General features: G+C 50.3%; 13 protein-coding genes. All 13 read left to right on the forward strand.

Annotated elements, in window-relative coordinates:
- Nucleotides 1-430 precede the first annotated feature (430 nt).
- The 13 genes from PLUT_RS04000 (at nucleotide 431) to PLUT_RS04065 (ending at nucleotide 16341) form a co-directional block, all read left to right on the forward strand.
- A complete protein-coding gene (locus tag PLUT_RS04000) occupies nucleotides 431-1006 on the forward strand; it encodes a polysaccharide biosynthesis/export family protein (protein ID WP_011357510.1) in 576 nt (191 codons plus the stop codon).
- A gap of 4 nt (nucleotides 1007-1010) precedes the next feature.
- A complete protein-coding gene (locus PLUT_RS04005; RefSeq protein WP_157858132.1) occupies nucleotides 1011-3434 on the forward strand; it encodes a GumC family protein in 2424 nt (807 codons plus the stop codon).
- Nucleotides 3435-3499: 65 nt separating this feature from the next.
- On the forward strand, nucleotides 3500-5011 hold the full coding sequence (locus PLUT_RS04010) for an undecaprenyl-phosphate glucose phosphotransferase (RefSeq protein ID WP_238974620.1): 1512 nt from the start codon (nucleotides 3500-3502) through the stop codon (nucleotides 5009-5011).
- 40 nt (nucleotides 5012-5051) lie between these two features.
- Entirely contained in the window at nucleotides 5052-6209 is a 1158-nt protein-coding gene (locus PLUT_RS04015) for a DegT/DnrJ/EryC1/StrS family aminotransferase (protein WP_049752415.1), read from the forward strand.
- Nucleotides 6210-6237: 28 nt separating this feature from the next.
- Nucleotides 6238-7758 carry an oligosaccharide flippase family protein gene (locus PLUT_RS04020; protein ID WP_011357514.1) on the forward strand — a complete coding sequence of 507 codons (1521 nt, stop codon included), beginning with the start codon at nucleotides 6238-6240 and terminating at the stop codon, nucleotides 7756-7758.
- A complete protein-coding gene (locus PLUT_RS04025) occupies nucleotides 7755-8453 on the forward strand; it encodes a WbqC family protein (protein WP_011357515.1) in 699 nt (232 codons plus the stop codon). The genes PLUT_RS04020 and PLUT_RS04025 overlap by 4 nt, the downstream gene beginning before the upstream one ends.
- Nucleotides 8454-8459: 6 nt before the next feature.
- On the forward strand, nucleotides 8460-9449 hold the full coding sequence (locus PLUT_RS11425; RefSeq protein ID WP_011357516.1) for a glycosyltransferase family 2 protein: 990 nt from the start codon (nucleotides 8460-8462) through the stop codon (nucleotides 9447-9449).
- 97 nt (nucleotides 9450-9546) lie between these two features.
- Nucleotides 9547-10524: a glycosyltransferase gene (locus tag PLUT_RS04040; RefSeq protein WP_157858133.1), complete on the forward strand. Its 978-nt coding sequence runs from the start codon at nucleotides 9547-9549 to the stop codon at nucleotides 10522-10524.
- Nucleotides 10525-10559: 35 nt separating this feature from the next.
- Nucleotides 10560-11615 (forward strand): methyltransferase, encoded by a 1056-nt coding sequence (locus PLUT_RS04045; protein WP_162010062.1) that lies wholly within the window; start codon nucleotides 10560-10562, stop codon nucleotides 11613-11615.
- Between the two features lie 60 nt (nucleotides 11616-11675).
- Nucleotides 11676-12869 (forward strand): glycosyltransferase family 4 protein, encoded by a 1194-nt coding sequence (locus tag PLUT_RS11430; protein WP_011357519.1) that lies wholly within the window; start codon nucleotides 11676-11678, stop codon nucleotides 12867-12869.
- Nucleotides 12847-14136: a hypothetical protein gene (locus PLUT_RS04055; protein ID WP_157858134.1), complete on the forward strand. Its 1290-nt coding sequence runs from the start codon at nucleotides 12847-12849 to the stop codon at nucleotides 14134-14136. The genes PLUT_RS11430 and PLUT_RS04055 overlap by 23 nt, the downstream gene beginning before the upstream one ends.
- Complete coding sequence (locus tag PLUT_RS04060) at nucleotides 14130-15215, forward strand: glycosyltransferase family 4 protein (protein WP_011357521.1); 1086 nt, start codon at nucleotides 14130-14132, stop codon at nucleotides 15213-15215. The genes PLUT_RS04055 and PLUT_RS04060 overlap by 7 nt, the downstream gene beginning before the upstream one ends.
- Complete coding sequence (locus PLUT_RS04065) at nucleotides 15184-16341, forward strand: glycosyltransferase (protein WP_157858135.1); 1158 nt, start codon at nucleotides 15184-15186, stop codon at nucleotides 16339-16341. The genes PLUT_RS04060 and PLUT_RS04065 overlap by 32 nt, the downstream gene beginning before the upstream one ends.
- Nucleotides 16342-16368: the final 27 nt, after the last annotated feature.

Consider the following 16368-nt stretch of genomic DNA (forward strand, 5'->3'; position numbering starts at 1 on the left):
ATTCCCCCGTACCGGCCTTCCTCCTCATTTTAGCCACGACTCAAATTCTTGCATGAGTTCCCTTTGCGCGGATTCTCATCTTCCATTCTTCGTCTCATATTCATCCACAGTCTCGCCATTGTCTCATAACGTTTCTGATGTGTCACCTCGATGCCAATTGCCTTGGCATCTGATTATGATGAGGTGCTGCTTCCGATGTCTGCCGTTGTTGTATCAAGCATTTATTGCTTGTTCACAGAAGATGGTTGGCATGGTCTTTGCATATGAACCGTGTAAGCGACGGTCATGTTTCGGCCTCATCTGTCATTGGGTTGCATTTTCAACAGACAACGGCATTCAGTGTAACTGAAGGCTGCGAAGCATTTGCGGAATTATAGTCTAGATCGCTGATATGTATGGTTTCTGGTCATTAAATCACAGGCAGGTCATCATGAGCGTTTTAAGGATGTTGCTGGTCTTTATGGTATTGGTGCAGTGTGTGAAGTTTTCCACCGGAGGCGGTGAGGCCAACGCTGAGACATACGGCGCGCAGTCAACGACAAGTCCTTTGTTCAATGAACAGCAGGAGTCAACCACACGGCCGGAATACAATCCGCTTGCCGGTCCGAATTATCCCATTCAGCCGAACTCCTATTTCACCGACGATAACGGCAATATCCTGATGATGGTCAATGTGCTTGGAGAAGTTCACAAACCCGGTCAGATCGTCGTACGTGAAAATGCGGATTTTTCAACGGTGGTGGCTTTAGCGGGAGGACAGACCGATAGGGCTAACATGAAAAAAGTTGTTGTGGCCCGTCAAGAGCCAGATGCACAAGGCAAGCAGTCTTACAAGATTAACCTCAAAGAGTATTTCAAAACAGGCAATAGGGCGGACTTTATCACTCTTCGTCCGAATGATACCATATTCATTCCCGACAAAAAGAAAGTCGGGCTGGAAAAAATTGCTACCGTAATCGGAACTGCCGCTGCGGGGTTCAGCATTTTCGCTATTCTTCAAAACTGAACGCATGAACAACGAAACGACGCCTGTGAAGCATCTGGCCGGCTCGATGTTTTCGCCCGGCGGTCATAGAGTTCGCAGAAAAAACGAGATGACGATGGATGAACTGTTCCGGATCGTTCATCGCCGGGGCGCAGGTATGATTGTCTTGATGGTCGGGACTCTAGTCGTGGCCATGCTGTTTTATTTGTTTAAAACCCCCGAGTATCATGCTGTGTCCGTTGTCATGATCAAAGAGGACAAACAATCAAACGATCTTTTGCAGACGATTCTCGGCCCGGAAGCCGGCATGGACATCAATGCTTCAAAGAAAGATATTGCTCTTTTCAAGTCAATGCCGATCGCACGGCTCACCATTGAGCAGCTGGAGCGGAACCTGAAAGGAAAGCCACTTGAGCTTTTCGGGAGCAGGGACTATACTTCTCCCCTCATGGCTCTGTTCACGAAACTCCAGCCATCGAGTATCGGTAATGCGTTCCCCTCTGAAACTGATGGCCTCAGCAAGGAGGAGCTGCTTCGTCAACGATGTTTATTGCTCACAAAGCGGATTCGGGTGGAGCCGGTAAAGGATACGAATATGCTGAACATCTCTGTGGCAAGCCCGTTTGCTGATGAAGCAGAACTCTTGACAAACACGATATGCGAAGTTTATCGGCAAGCCGATATTTCCAGGAATTCCGAGAAATATGCTCAGGCTAACAGCTATATCGCAAAAAGCCTGGTCGAGCAGCAGAGTAAAGTCGATGAAGCAGATCGAGCGCTTTCTCTGTTTATGACCCACAATGAAATCTATGAGGTATCAGGCAACACCCAGCAGCTGCTCGACAAACTGGTTGAGGCTGATGCACAGTACAATACCATTCAAGCTGAGTATCATACGGTAGGTAACACGTTGCGCTTCCTTGAACAGCGGCTTTCTGAATCCGACAAGGCTATTGGTTCGCAGATCGAGCAGACGGTCAACTCAAAGCTCGGCGCTATCATGGATGAAATTCGCGGTTTGGAGAGCAGTTATGTAGCACTGCTCAAGCAGAAGGGCGCAGATGATCCTGCGGTGAGGGCGGCAAAGGTCCGGCTTGAGGAGGTCAAGTCACGGTACGCAACCCTTCAAAGAAGCCAGATCGCCGGTGAAATCGGCTATGCAGGAAGAGCTAAAAAGTTCGGATTCGATATGGTTTCCGAAAAGCTCCAGATTGAGAGAAAGCTTAATGAACTGCAGTTCCGGGCAGGAGAATTATCCCGAATCCGGCAATATTATGAACAACAGCTGTCGTCGCTTCCAAACAAACAGCAGGAGTACCTGAAGCTTGAACGGGATCGCAACGTTGCTGGTAAGACCTATGCGGAACTCAAACAGAAGTTTGATGAAACAAGCATTTTCCTTGGTTCTGAGGTTGGTGGCGTATCCCTTATAGGTGCTGCGTTTCGTCCCTTTTTCCCTGAATCACCCTCCTTGCTGAAAAGCCTTCTTCTTGGAGTGCTTTTTGGTGGCATGCTGGCCATCGGGTATGCATACATCGAAGAAGCAATGGATGGCACCCTTCAGGACGAGTGTCTGTATGACGAGATCGGGCTGAGGCCGCTTTCTGTCATTCCAACAGTTGGTTCCGCCAGGAATCCAGCCGTTCCGCCTTCTGGATCGAGTCGGATGCTCAGCCATGTGGGCAACTCTTTCGGTAAACTGCTCCCCGATGCTTCATCCCGACAGTCGCCCTCCGGTCGGGAAGATGCTGCCCAGTTGATCCCGCTTATTACCGACAACTTGACCTCGTCTTTTGCTGAAAGCATCCGAATTCTGAGGACATCGATTCAATACAGCCGCCAAGGCTCTCCTCCACAGTCAATCTTGATTTCCGGAACTGCGATGTGGGAAGGAAAATCTACGGTCTGCCTGAATCTTGGTATGGCGTATGCGCTGGTCGGCAAGAAAACCCTCATCATCGATTGCGATCTCCGCAGACCATCCCAGCATGTAAAGCTGAACTGTTTAAGGGGGCCCGGGTTGACCGATTATCTTCTTAGTAGTGACGGGGACTCGTGCGTTCCGAATATTCAGAACACCCGGATGGAGAATCTTTTCCTGCTGAGTGCCGGTTTAAATGTATCGGGTTCAAGTGAGCTTCTTGCTTCAAAGAAAATGCAGGGTCTGCTGTCTGTTATGCGGAAACGTTTTGACTGCATCCTGCTCGACTGTCCGCCGTTTTTCCTGAGTGATGCATCACAGATCTCAGCTTTGACTGATGGGGTCGTTCTGGTTTCAAGACTGCAGTACACAGAAAGAAAAATGTTACAGAGCATTATTGCCGATCCTGCCGTGAAAGACGCTCTGTTGGGTGTTGCGCTCATTGCCACCCCTGAGCTGAGCCGAAAAGGCTATCTTGGTAAATACGGAAATGGAGTCTATGAAGAAGACCCTTTGCTGCTGACCTAGCTGCATTTCCCTTCCTCCCCCCGGCTGTAACCGTATCTCCCCCCTGATTCAAGTGAGACATTGCCATGATGATCGTGGCTGATTTCCCCCCCCCTTTTTTGCAACCTGAAAGCATCAAGGATATGGATGGGGGTGTGCATGCGGTTGGGAAGATTCCTGAATTAAGGATTCTTTCTGGTGGAGAGCATCTTAAGGCGTTATTGGTGGGCGTTTTGCGCTCAATGATGGGTCATTGGGCTCGAGAACAGCTCCTTCGTCTGTTTGATGCCTTGCTATGGTTGGTCGGGGCTTATGTGGCGGGGAGTCTATGGCTTGGGGTTCCCCTTGAGGCCAAGGGCTGGATCCACTTGATGCTCGCATATGTTTTTCCATTGATTGCTTTCATGATCTATCCCTCCATGGGTTGTTATAGGTCTTGGAGAAGCATCGATTATTTATCGGTTGTCAAGCCGGTTGTACTCTCAATTCTCGTGGTCGGTCTTTCTGCACTGACCATCACATTCCTGATGCATGAAATTGGTGCGCTCTCGCGTGTCTGGTTCATGTTGACGCTCTCGTTTGTGCTCGGTACTGCAGTATCCGTCCGTCTGGTTGCAGTCGGTATCATGCGGTGGCTGCGCCGCAATGGTTGCGATCTGCGGAGGATCATACTTGTGGGTGATGCAGAGAGACTTGCATATATGCGACAGTCGGTTTCCGAGCATCCCGGGTTCGGCTTTTCCATCGTCTCTACTCTTGGCTATGAGGACGGTGCGGCAGCGTCTATACTTGATGCGATGGCTGGACAGAATATTGATGAAGTCTGGATGGCGCTGTCGCCGGAGAAGATGGAACGTATGGATTCATTGCTTGGGGCGCTTTCACAATCTCCTGTTTCAGTCCGCTGGATACCTGACATCAGGTGGCATGCGTTGTTGAACTCCAGGGAAGAGAATCTGATGGGCCACCCCAGCCTTCTTCTCAACGCCACAGCCATTGACGGAAGTCAGGGGCGTCTGCTGAAATCAATTTTTGACCGTCTTTTCTCACTCCTTGTTCTCCTGTTGCTCTCCCCACTGCTTCTATTGATTGCCGTGCTAGTGAAATTGAGCTCTCCGGGTCCGATCATTTTCCATCAAGCCAGACAGGGAATATCGGGAAAGCCCTTTCAGTGCCTTAAATTCAGGACCATGGTCACCCATCGTGAAGAAAGCGGGTTGACTCAGGCAACTGTGAATGACAGCAGGGTGACGCCCCTGGGTGCGTTTTTACGCAAGACAAGTCTGGATGAACTGCCGCAGTTCTTCAATGTGCTGGCTGGCGATATGTCGGTAGTCGGGCCCAGGCCCCATGCCATTCAGCATAACGAATTCTACACCAAGCAGGTCTACGGATACATGCAGCGGTACAGAACCAAACCGGGCATAACCGGATGGGCTCAGATCAATGGATATCGGGGTGAAACCGATACGCTTCAGAAGATGGTCAAGCGGGTTGAATATGATATCTACTACATGAAAAACTGGAGCTTCCTGCTTGACCTCAAAATCATTTTTGCTACAGCATTCAGCGGCTGGATGGGGCGGAATGCGTATTGAGCTTGGTGAAGTTGAGACTGTGGCATCGGAAATCAATCAGATGAAACTTCGCATGATGAAGAACATTTATGTGACGCAGCCATTTCTTCCTCCTTTGGAGGAGATGATTCCCTTTATGAAAAGAATATGGGAGAACCGTGTGCTTACCAACTGCGGTCCGTTTCATCAAGAGTTGGAGTCGACGCTTGCCCGCTATCTGGGCGTTACGCATATTTCGCTTTTCGCAAATGCCACGATCGGCTTGATTACGGCCTTGCAGGCCCTGCGAATCAAAGGGGAGGTCATCACTACGCCGTATTCCTTTGTCGCAACTTCGCATTCCCTGCTCTGGAATGGCATCAAACCGGTGTTCGTAGACATTGATCCCGATACGTTCAATCTGGATCCGTCAAAAATCGAGGCGGCAATTACTCCCGATACATCAGCCATCATGCCGGTTCATTGCTATGGCCATCCATGCGACGTCCATGCCATCCAGCGGGTTGCTGACCGCTACAATCTTAGGGTTATTTACGATGCAGCCCATGCCTTTGGTGTTTCTGATCAAGATGGCAGCATCCTGCAGCACGGCGACCTGTCCATCCTGAGCTTTCATGCCACAAAAGTATTCAATACGTTTGAAGGCGGCGCCATCGTCTCGGGTTCTTCAGGGTTGAAGCGGCATATCGATGATCTTAAGAATTTCGGAATAGCTGATGAAGTGGCCGTTGTCGCTCCCGGCATCAATGGCAAAATGAGCGAATTCAATGCAGCGCTGGGTCTTTTGCAGCTGGAGTATATCGATGAGGTCATTGCCTGTCGGAAAAGTATCGATCAACGGTACCGTGAAGGCTTTGCCGGAGTCAAGGGTATTCGCTGCCATCATGTTGATAAGGACGCCTACACTCCCAATTATGCATACTTTCCTGTACTGGTCGGTCCGGAATATGGGATCAGCCGTGATGAGCTCTATATGAAACTTAAAGAGCACGGGGTGTACTGCCGTCGTTATTTCTACCCGCTGATTTCCGACTATCCGATGTATCGCATTCTCCCTTCTTCAAGTCACAGCAACCTGCCTGTTGCGGTTGAGGTGGCTCAGCAGATCCTGTGTCTGCCCATATATCCGGGCCTTGACATGTCGGCAGTTGAAAAGATCATTGATTTGATCCGGGAGTGTTCCTGGCAACCGGGAGTTCTTGCCGCTGAGGCCCGGTGAGAGCAGTAATGCGGCGGGTCCCTGGATTATGTCATCGATAAAAGCCAACATATTCACCAATTATGTCAGCCAGTTTTATGTGGCTGGAATTGGTATTCTGATGGTCCCGTTCTACATCAGGTACATGGGTGCTGAAGCCTATGGTCTGATAGGTTTCTACACGCTGCTGCAATCCTGGTTTATGTTGCTGGACATGGGGCTTACGCCGACCATGCAGCGGGAAACAGCCCGTTTTCACGGTGGCTCAATTGATGCCATCAGCTTCCGTCGAGTTGTCAGGGCTCTTGAGGGGCTGTTTCTCGGAGTAAGCATTATCGGCGGCGGTGTATTGTTTTTCTCTTCTGGCTATATAGCCTATAGCTGGCTGAAAGCTTCCTCGCTGCCGTATTCAGAGGTTCATGCTGCCATCGGGACCATGGCCTTCATTATCGCCTTTCGATGGATGGGTGGATTGTACCGTGGTGCCATTGTCGGCTCTGAAAAACTGGCGTGGCTTGGTGGGTTCAACGCTTTTCTGGCCACCATCAAATCTTTGGGCGTCGTCCCATTATTGCTGTTTGTTGGTGTGGCGCCGAGGATCTTTTTCGGCTATCAGCTTGTCATTGCCTTGATTGAATTGATCGGACTGATGCTGTATGCCTATCGGTTATTGCCTGATATACCAAAAGGAGCGGTTCTTTCCTGGGACATCCGTCATATCCGTCCGCTGCTTCGTTTTTCCCTCACGCTGGCCTTTACGTCGAGTGTCTGGATTTTGACGACGCAGATGGACAAATTGGTACTGTCAAAAATACTGCCTCTTGCGGATTATGGCTATTTCACTCTGGCGGTACTTGTTGCCAGCGTTGTCATAATGATCAGCTCACCGGTAGGTTCTGCAATAATGCCGCGGCTCTCAAAATGTGATGCAGCGGGAGACAGCTCAGGGTTGATTCTTGTCTATAAAAACGCCACCCAGCTGGTGTCAGTCGTGGCCGGGTCGGCAGCCATCACGCTTGTTTTTTGCGCAGAACGGGTGCTGTATGTCTGGACAGGTGACCATGAACTGGCCCGGCAGGCCGCACCGGTTTTACAGGCTTATGCATTGGGAAACGGTGTTTTAGCCGTCGGGGCATTTCCCTATTATCTCCAGTATGCAAAAGGCGATCTGCGGGTGCATTTCATATGGAATATCGGCAGTCTCATCGTGCTGGTTCCATCAGTTATCTGGGTGGCGGAGAGATATGGGGGGGTGGGAGCCGGATATGTATGGCTTGTCATGAATCTTCTGGGAGTCCTGACTCTTCCTCCCCTGATTCACCATAAGTTTTATCCCGGACTAAACCGGAAATGGTTTTCAGATGATGTGCTTGTGATTTTCGCTTCAGGTGCGTGTGCCGGATTGGTTGTGACCCTGTTGCTGGCCACTGGCGCTGATCGGTGGCTTCAGCTCATTGAGGTCTTGGCGGTCGGCATTGCCGTTCTTTCGGCCTCCTCCCTGGCATCAGCAGAAATTCGGAAGAGACTCAATAAACTGAGGGTGTTTCTTCTGCAGAGGGCAACGGCATGAAGCTTGCGGGTATGCAGCCTTATTTTTTCCCCTATATCGGCTATTTCCAATTAATTGCAGCGGCTGATCGATTCCATCTTGCCGATAATATGCAGTTCATCAAGAATGGCTGGGTGCATCGCAACCGCATTCTTAAAAATGGGGAAGAATCTCTCTTCAGCCTCTCTCTGAAAAAAGATTCTCACTCGCTGGCAATACGGGATCGACAGTTGTCCACGGCTTACGACCGTTCCCATCTTCTTCATCAGTTCCATGTCGCCTATAGCAAAGCACCCCATTTCAGGGATGCCTATCCTGTGCTTGAGCGTATCGTTGCAAATGAAAGTGATAATCTGTTTGAATATCTGAAGTATTCGATATTCTCTCTTGTCGGGTATTTAGGTATTGCAACCCAGATTGGTGTCCTCTCCGATGTGCCTGTTGCCGAAGGACTTTCAATGCAGGACCGCTTGTTGGACGAATGCGGCAGGGTGGGTGCAACCACCTATATAAATGCTATCGGCGGAGTAGGTCTTTATGCAAAAGATGCCTTTAGGCAACGAGGGATTGAACTGCAGTTTCTCAAGCCGGCACTGAATCCCTATCCACAGTTTAGAGAGGTGTTCGTTCCGGGACTTTCCATCATCGACGTGATGATGTTCAATTCAGCAGACCGCATACACAGTGAGTTGCTGTATCGGTATGAACTCTTGTGAGCCAAAATGAGCAAAGCCTTGATCATCGAAGAGTCGAGCATGAAAAAGCCGAAAGTATCAGTATGCCTCATTACCTACAATCATGAGAAATATATCCGACAGTGCATGCAGAGTCTGGTGGATCAGCAGACATCCTTTGATTATGAAATAATCGTTGGAGACGATGCGTCTACCGATGGCTCACGCGCCATCATCCGTGAGTTTGCGCTAAGGTATCCGGATCTGGTGAAGGTCTTGTTTCATGAAGAGAATGTTGGTCCCTCTCAAAATTATCGTGATGTCCATTTTCAGGCCAGGGGCGAGTACCTCGCCCATATTGATGGTGATGATTACTGGATGCCCTGGAAACTTCAGCTTCAGGCTGATTTTCTCGATGCTCATCAGGAGTGTGTTGCCGTTTACTGCAATGCGCTGGTACTCACTGATGATCATAAGTTTCTCGGTGTTTTCAACGATCACATTCCTGAGGTTTTTGATCTTGGGTTTCTTCTTGCTGAGGGAAACTTTCTGAACAACAGCAGTCTCTGTTACCGGAGCAGGTACAGAGAGCGGGTAGTGCCTCATGCTCATTTTCTGGACTATCTTGTGCATCTGCGTCTGGGCTGTTCAGGGAAACTGGGTTATCTGAACAAGGTGCTTGTTGTGTATCGTGTGGGTTCTGAAACCTCCATTTTGGTGCAGATGACAGACAAGTGCCGGCTTCTCTCCTGGGAGACATTGCAGGCAGCTCAGCATATGCCGGTGAGTAAAGCTGTACAGCGAAATGCCGTGTCACTGTTTATTTTTGATGTTCTGCATGAGGGGTTACGCCGTTTTGATATGCCATTCCTGCATCACTGGATGCACCGGATCTACAGGGAATCTGGTGCTGTGCGCAATAGCGCTATGTTTGTCGGTATGCTCAGGGTGTGTGCCTCAATTGTAACAGCGCCTCCCAGGCGGATGCGGCGTTTTGTCTTTGGTCCCACTGCATTCAGGGTGCTCCACAGCCGATAAGATATCGTATGGGTTTGAGTGTGGCATATCCCGGATCCTGATCTCCTTGTCCCGGCAACGTCATCCTGTTTTTATGCGGAACCTTTTTCTGGTAACGGTGACCTACGGACACCGGCTCAATCTGCTTGCCCAAACATTGGCTTCTGCATTTCGCGAGGGGGTTGCGCATGCCATAGTCGTCAATAATGCTTCAGATGACCCCGTTGAAGAGCATTTGAGTAAACAGTACGGTGACTGGGTTACATGTGTTGCCTTTTGCTCGAATACCGGATCCGCCAATGCCTATAAGGCCGGTATGGCAAAGGCTGTAGAGATGGGCGCAGAATTCCTGTTTCTTCTTGATGATGATAATGTCATTGGCGAGGGGGCACTCTCCATACTCATAGCCGGATATTTGGAGTGTGCCGGTTCCATCGCTCCTGACCGTCTCTCCGTTCTGGCCTGTCGTCCCGACCATCATGCCGATGTGCTTGCCGGACTTGGGGAAAAGAGAGCCAATCCGAAGCCGGGCAGCTTTTTAGGGTTTCATCTGGCCGATATCCCCTTCAAGTTCTGGAGGCGGACACCATGGTTTCGTTTGTTGGCGGCGAGGGTACCGATGCCGGCAATGATGCGCATGGATATTGCTCCCTACAGTGGCATGCTGTTTCATGTTTCTGTTCTTGAAAAGCATGGGTATCCCGATACCCGCTTTGTACTCTATGGAGATGATTCTGAATTCTCCTTTCGGATCACGCATGCCGGAGGCTCCAACATATTGATAACTGGTGCAGGGTTGACCGACCTTGAAACTTCATGGAATCTCAAAGAGAAAAAGGACTCATCCTTCCGATCATGGCTTCGCGGGGAAGGAGATTTCCGTGTGTATTATGCTGCGCGCAATGGGGCGTATTTCGAACACTTTGTGCGGCCGCACAACAGGCTGGAGCGCAACATCAATAAAAAGATTTATCTGTTTATGCTCTGGCTCGAAGCAATGCGATCCGGCAGGGTTGAACGCTTCAGGCTGATACTCTACGGCATTGCCGATGGAGAGTCTGCCAGGCTGGGAATGAATCCTCGCTTTATTCTTTGAAATCCAGATAACATAATGGCTTAAACCACATGACCATGAACTCATCCTCAAAAACGCCATACGAAGTGCTCCGGGAAATGTCGGGCGGTTTCATGTTGACCCAGTTGCTCTATACGGCAGTGAAACTTCGGATTGTTGATCACCTGCATGCCGGCATCATCACGGTTCCGGAGCTCTCGGCCATTCTTGATGCAGATGTTTCAGCACTAAATCGCTTTCTTCGCATGCTTGTTGTGATCAACATTCTTGTTCAGCGAGAAGATGGGTGTTTTGAGGTGTCTGCATTAGGGGAATTGCTTCGCCATGATCACCCTGATTCGCTTTCTAATAGAATTCACTACATCGGGGAAGTGAGCTATCCTGCAGCTCAGGGGATATCCTATGCGGTTCAGACTGGAGAGCCGGGCTTTGATCATGTTTTCGGGATGTCATTTTTTGATTATTTCTCACACAACCCGCATCTGGGGACTCTCTTCAATGAACTGATGCGTCAGGGTGTGGCTGATCGGGTTGCTAATGTCGTCCAGACCTATGATTTCTCTGGCTATGGTTCCGTTGTTGATGTTGGTGGAGGGAACGGTGCCCTGGCTGCGGTACTGGCAGAGGCGTATTCCGATATATCGGCTACAGTATTTGATGCACCGGCTGTAATTGAAGAGGCGCGTCGCTATTTCGCTGAGAAAGGGCTTTCGGAACAGTGTCAGGTGGTCGCGGGCGATTTCTTCCTTGATCCTGTTCCTAATGGAGCTCACCTGTATGTGTTGTCCAACATTATTCATGACTGGGATGACCAGAAAGCGCTTTCGGTGCTTGAAAATTGCCGGGCGGCAATGGATTCAGGCAGCGTTTTGCTGATTATCGAACAGATTATGCCGGAAAAGGCTCTTGATGCACCCGTAACCGTAGCCAGTGACGTCAGCATGTTACTGTTGCTCAGAGGGCGTGAACGAACCGAAATGGAGTATGATAATCTCCTTGCCAGGGCGGGTCTGCGAATGACCAAAGTGTATCCGTTTGAGCAGTCAAAAGTATACAGCGGAAGAAAGTCAAACTGGGCGGTTATTGAAAGTCGTCTCCAGTCTGCAGTCTAGGTCCATGTCCTTGAGCGTAACGGTTGTGATGCGTATCAGGTACTATGGGATGGTACGGGAATGAGGATTCTTTTTATCAATGGCCTGTATGAACCATACGTTGGCGGTGGAGCCGAGATAACCCTTCACAAGCTGACGAGGGGATTGATGAGTCTCGGTCATCAGGTGGCCGTTCTCAGCATTGGGGATAATGTCGGGCTCTGCATCGATCGTGTCGATGGGGTAAAGGTCTATAGAGCTGGTATCCGCAATCTGTACTTCCCTCACGGAAATAAGACCCCTTCGCCATTGAGCCGAACCGCATGGCATCTGTTGGATTGCTATAATCCACTGATGCAGGACTATGTCCGGACTGTCGTTGATGCTGAAAAACCCGAAGTTTCGTCCTGCCATAATCTTGCGGGATGGTCAGTAAGCGCATGGGATGCATTGAGCGATTGCGGCGTTCCAATCGTACAGGTTTTGCATGATCAGTATCTGCTTTGCCCGACTTCGACAATGTTTGATGGACATTCACCTTGTCAGAAGCAATGTCTCCGGTGCCGCACCCTGCGTTTGCCGCATGCAGGAAAATCCAATCAGGTGAGTGCTGTCGTCGGCGTCAGCCGCTTTATTCTCGATAAGCTTCTCTCATACGGCTATTTCCGTGATACCCCCATCCGGCAGGTCATTTATAACGCCCGAACCCTTGATGCCGCTTTTCATCATTCCCGTGAGCGGGCCGTTGGCGGACGTCGTGTGTTTGGTTTCATCGGTACACTCGCGCCTCAAAAAGGCATCGAGATGCTTCTTGATAGTTTTTCTCAGTGCACAGAGGCGGGATGGCGACTGATTGTTGCCGGAACGGGAAGAAGCGGCTATGAGGCTGAATTGAAGAAACGATATCGCAACGAAAATATTTCATTCGCCGGCTACTCCAGCCCGATGGATTTTTTTGAAAAGATTGATATATGCGTTGTCCCCTCCCTTTGGGAGGACACCTTCCCAGGTGTGGTTCTTGAATCACTGAGCATGGGCGTGCCGGTGATCGGATCGGAAAGAGGAGGCATTCCTGAGATGCTGCAGAACGGGTACAACGGCTTGCTTTTCAATCCTGGAGATCCTCATGGCCTGGCTTCAGCCATGAGGCGCATGTCCGAAGGACTTGATTCATGGCCGCTACATCGGGCTGGTATTGTCAAGAGTTCCCTCCCGTTTTCTGATGGATATGGGTGGTCAAAGCAATGGGAAAATGTCTATGCAGGCGTTGTCTGAAACCACCACATTCTCCAGCGGCGACTGGAAAGTACGAGTTGTCCTGCTGCTTGGCGGCCTCATTCTTATGACTGACGCGCTTGGGGGCGCACTGCGGTATTACGCGTCCCGGCATAATCTGGAGATTGCCTTGTATTTGCCGAAGTTGCTGGTCGTCATCGCCGCCTTTTTCCCGTTTGCAGGATTTTATTCATCAAACGGGTATCCGTTTGCGAATAAACCGGTTTTCTGGGTCTATTACATACTCATCTTTTCCATTGGTATCGGCATTCTGCATTCTGTCGCTTATGGCGCAATCGCATTTATGGGCCTGCAGCTGATGCCATTCGTTCTCGGTCTGCTCATCACCATGCCCTCCGGGGATACGCTGACCGAGAACATCATCCGGTTTGTGTTTTTGCTGTGGATTATTACCTGTGTCGGGATCTGGGTTGACTATTTCATTGATTTTCCATGGAAGGGGAGCCTGTTTGAAATCTACGGTTCCACCATTGAGCTGAGCCGGTCCTGGTCAACGTTTGGTGTGGAACGGCCTGCCGGATTTACCCGCATTTCAGCAACTGCCGCATTTTATGCGGGCATTCTGGGCCTCTTGCTTCTGGTTTTTTCCCGCTCGTCCCTTGCTCGTGTTTCCATCATGCTTACAACCCTTGCATCCATGGCCGTTACTACGACCAAATCGGCGGTTGCTGCCACCGTGGTCGTGTTGATTTTCCGAATCCTTCGACGTGCACCAAAAATCCGCTTGTCACTGGTGGCCGCAGCAATGACTGCTGCCGTTGTTCTTCCTCTTTCCTATCCGAAAGGCAATCAGGAACTGCCGGTGGATAGTGATCTCTCCGAGCAGCTGTTTTATTCTTTCAATGACCGAACAGCTCAGACTTGGCCATATTTTGTTGCAGCAATCGAGCACGGCATCCTTGGCGAAGGTGCTGGCGCTGTCGGTACGTCCAACAAAATTGCCGGCGGCGCCATGTCACGGATACACTTGAATGTGGCAGACAGTTTCCCGCTTTATCTTATCGGCTGGTTTGGCTTTGCAGGCGGGATCGCAATTTTCCTGTGGCTCGGATACTCTGCATATGGGCTTGCTGTTTCTGAGAATACTTGGAAAGAGGCCATCGGAACGGCCGGTCTGTTCATCATGATGGTCGGCATTACCATCGATGTGATTGAAACCGTCCCGGGGTGTATACTGCTTGGAATCATCGTTCGGGGAATCAGCGGAATGGATCCGATTGAAAGCAGCGAAGCCCCAGTATGCTGAGTACGGAGATGTTCGTCAACTGCCGGTTTCTGGCGAAGGACATTACTGGCGTGCAGCGTTACAGTCTGGAAATTACCAGAGAGCTGAAATCGCAATATCCTTCCATAACATGTCTGGCTCCTGATCAGATTCTTCATCCCGATCTTGCTGATGAGCTTGATGTGAACGTCATCGGTAGCCATACGGGACATCTTTGGGAGCAGCTTGATCTGCCGGCCTATCTCCATAAAAAAGGCTCGCCTGTTCTGCTCAACATGGGCAACTCAGCGCCGATGTACTACGGCAATTCACTCGTTGTCATACACGATCTCGCATATGAACGCTATCCGGACTCATTTTCACTGCAGTACAGACTGCTATACCGCTTCATGGTTCCACGTCTGCTTCGTTCCGCCCGGGCCATTGTCACAGTCAGCGAGTTTTCAAAGGCCGAACTGATTGAGCGTTTCCAACTCTGTTCGGATGACATTTTTGTGGTACATAACGCTGCTCGGGGCGAATTCCGGAATGTAGGCGCCCTGCCTGCAGAGCGCTTCATTCTTGCAGTTTCATCCATTAACCGGCAGAAGAACTTCCATTCTCTTATCCAGGCATTCAACAGGCTGAAATCTGCTGAGGTAAAGCTCTACATTGTCGGCGGTTTCAACCGGATTTTTGCAGATCCAGTACTCATGGCGGAGGTTGACGGCAATCCCGACATTGTGTTCAAGGGAAGAGTATCGGATGATGAACTCATATCGCTCTACTCGAATGCCCTCTGTTTTGTTTTTCCTTCATTTTACGAAGGTTTTGGCATCCCCCCCATTGAGGCCCAGTCATGCGGTTGTCCGGTTATTGCATCTAATGCAGCTAGCCTGCCTGAAATATGTTCCGACAGCGTGCTTTACTGTGATCCATACAGCGTGGATGATATCGCAGGAAAAATCCACATGCTTCTTGATCAAAAACAACTGAGGGAAGAACTCGTCAGGAAGGGTTTTGTGAACAGCCGGAGGTTTTCATGGAACCGTTCCGCACAGAAAATGTATGCGATTGCACGCATTTTGATTGACGCGAAAACCGAGCCGCTCCATTCCTGATATTCAAGCAATGCGGCTCAACGGATTTGAAGAAAATGCCGGACCGATTCGCGTCCTTCATGCAGCTGAAACTGTTATCGGGGGCATTGGATCCTATATAGATGAGCTTGTCTGCCTGCAGAACCGTCACTATGGGGCTGAGTCCGTTAGGGTTGTCGTGCCGGCTTCGCAGGCTGGGTTTCTTGAGCGGGTTTCAGCTGCACAGGTAATCGGGTTTCAGGAGAAGCAGCATCGTCTGGCCAACGCCATTGAGCTTGCCGGACGGGTGTATGCGGAAACGTTCAATTTCTCACCTCATATTCTGCATCTGCACTCCTCATATGCCGGCCTGGCGGTCCGCCCGCCCATGATCTTCCTCCATCATAAACCGAAGGTTGTCTACTGTCCTCATGGATGGGCGTTTTGCCGGGACTCTGCCGGCATGCTCAACGCTATCTCGGCCCGTATCGAATACGCACTTTCATATGCAACGGATGCCATTGTCTGCATCTCACATAGTGAGCATGATGCCGCCATGGGTGCTGGAATATGTCGGGATCGTCTCCAGCTCATATGTAATGGTATTGACGATGATCTGCAACAGGCGGATGAAGGCGCAATAAACTGGCCGGATAACCGCTTGCATCTGCTGTTTGTCGGCCGATTCGACCGGCAGAAGGGCATTGATGTTTTTCTTGAGGCGATGCGCCGGCTCGGTAACCTCGCCTTTGCCTATGTGGTAGGGGCTCCTGTGGTAAACGGGGAGGCGCTGACTGCAATCCCGGACAACGTCACCCTTGTCGGCTGGAAGAGCCGTGCCGAAGTGCAGGCGTATTATCAATCCGCTGATCTGCTTGTGATGCCTTCACGATGGGAAGGCTTTGGCCTCGTGGCTGCAGAAGCGTTGCGTGCCGGTCTGCCTGTCATTGCCAGCAGAGTCGGAGGGCTTGTCGACATTGTTGAGGATGGCGTATGTGGCCGGCTTGTGGCCCCTGAATCTCCGACTGCAATTGTTGATGCTGTCTCTTCGCTTGACCGTGAAATGCTGAGGCGTATGGGTCAAGCCGGCAAGGCAAGAGCGAATAGTCTGTTTGGCTCGACTCGCATGTTCAATGAAATGGACTGCCTGTACACCCGACTTCTCTGATGCTCAATCAAAGCGCAGTATTTAAGG

Origin of the sequence: Pelodictyon luteolum DSM 273 (genome assembly GCF_000012485.1) — a bacterium.
GTDB classification, from domain to species: Bacteria; Bacteroidota; Chlorobiia; order Chlorobiales; family Chlorobiaceae; genus Chlorobium; species Chlorobium luteolum.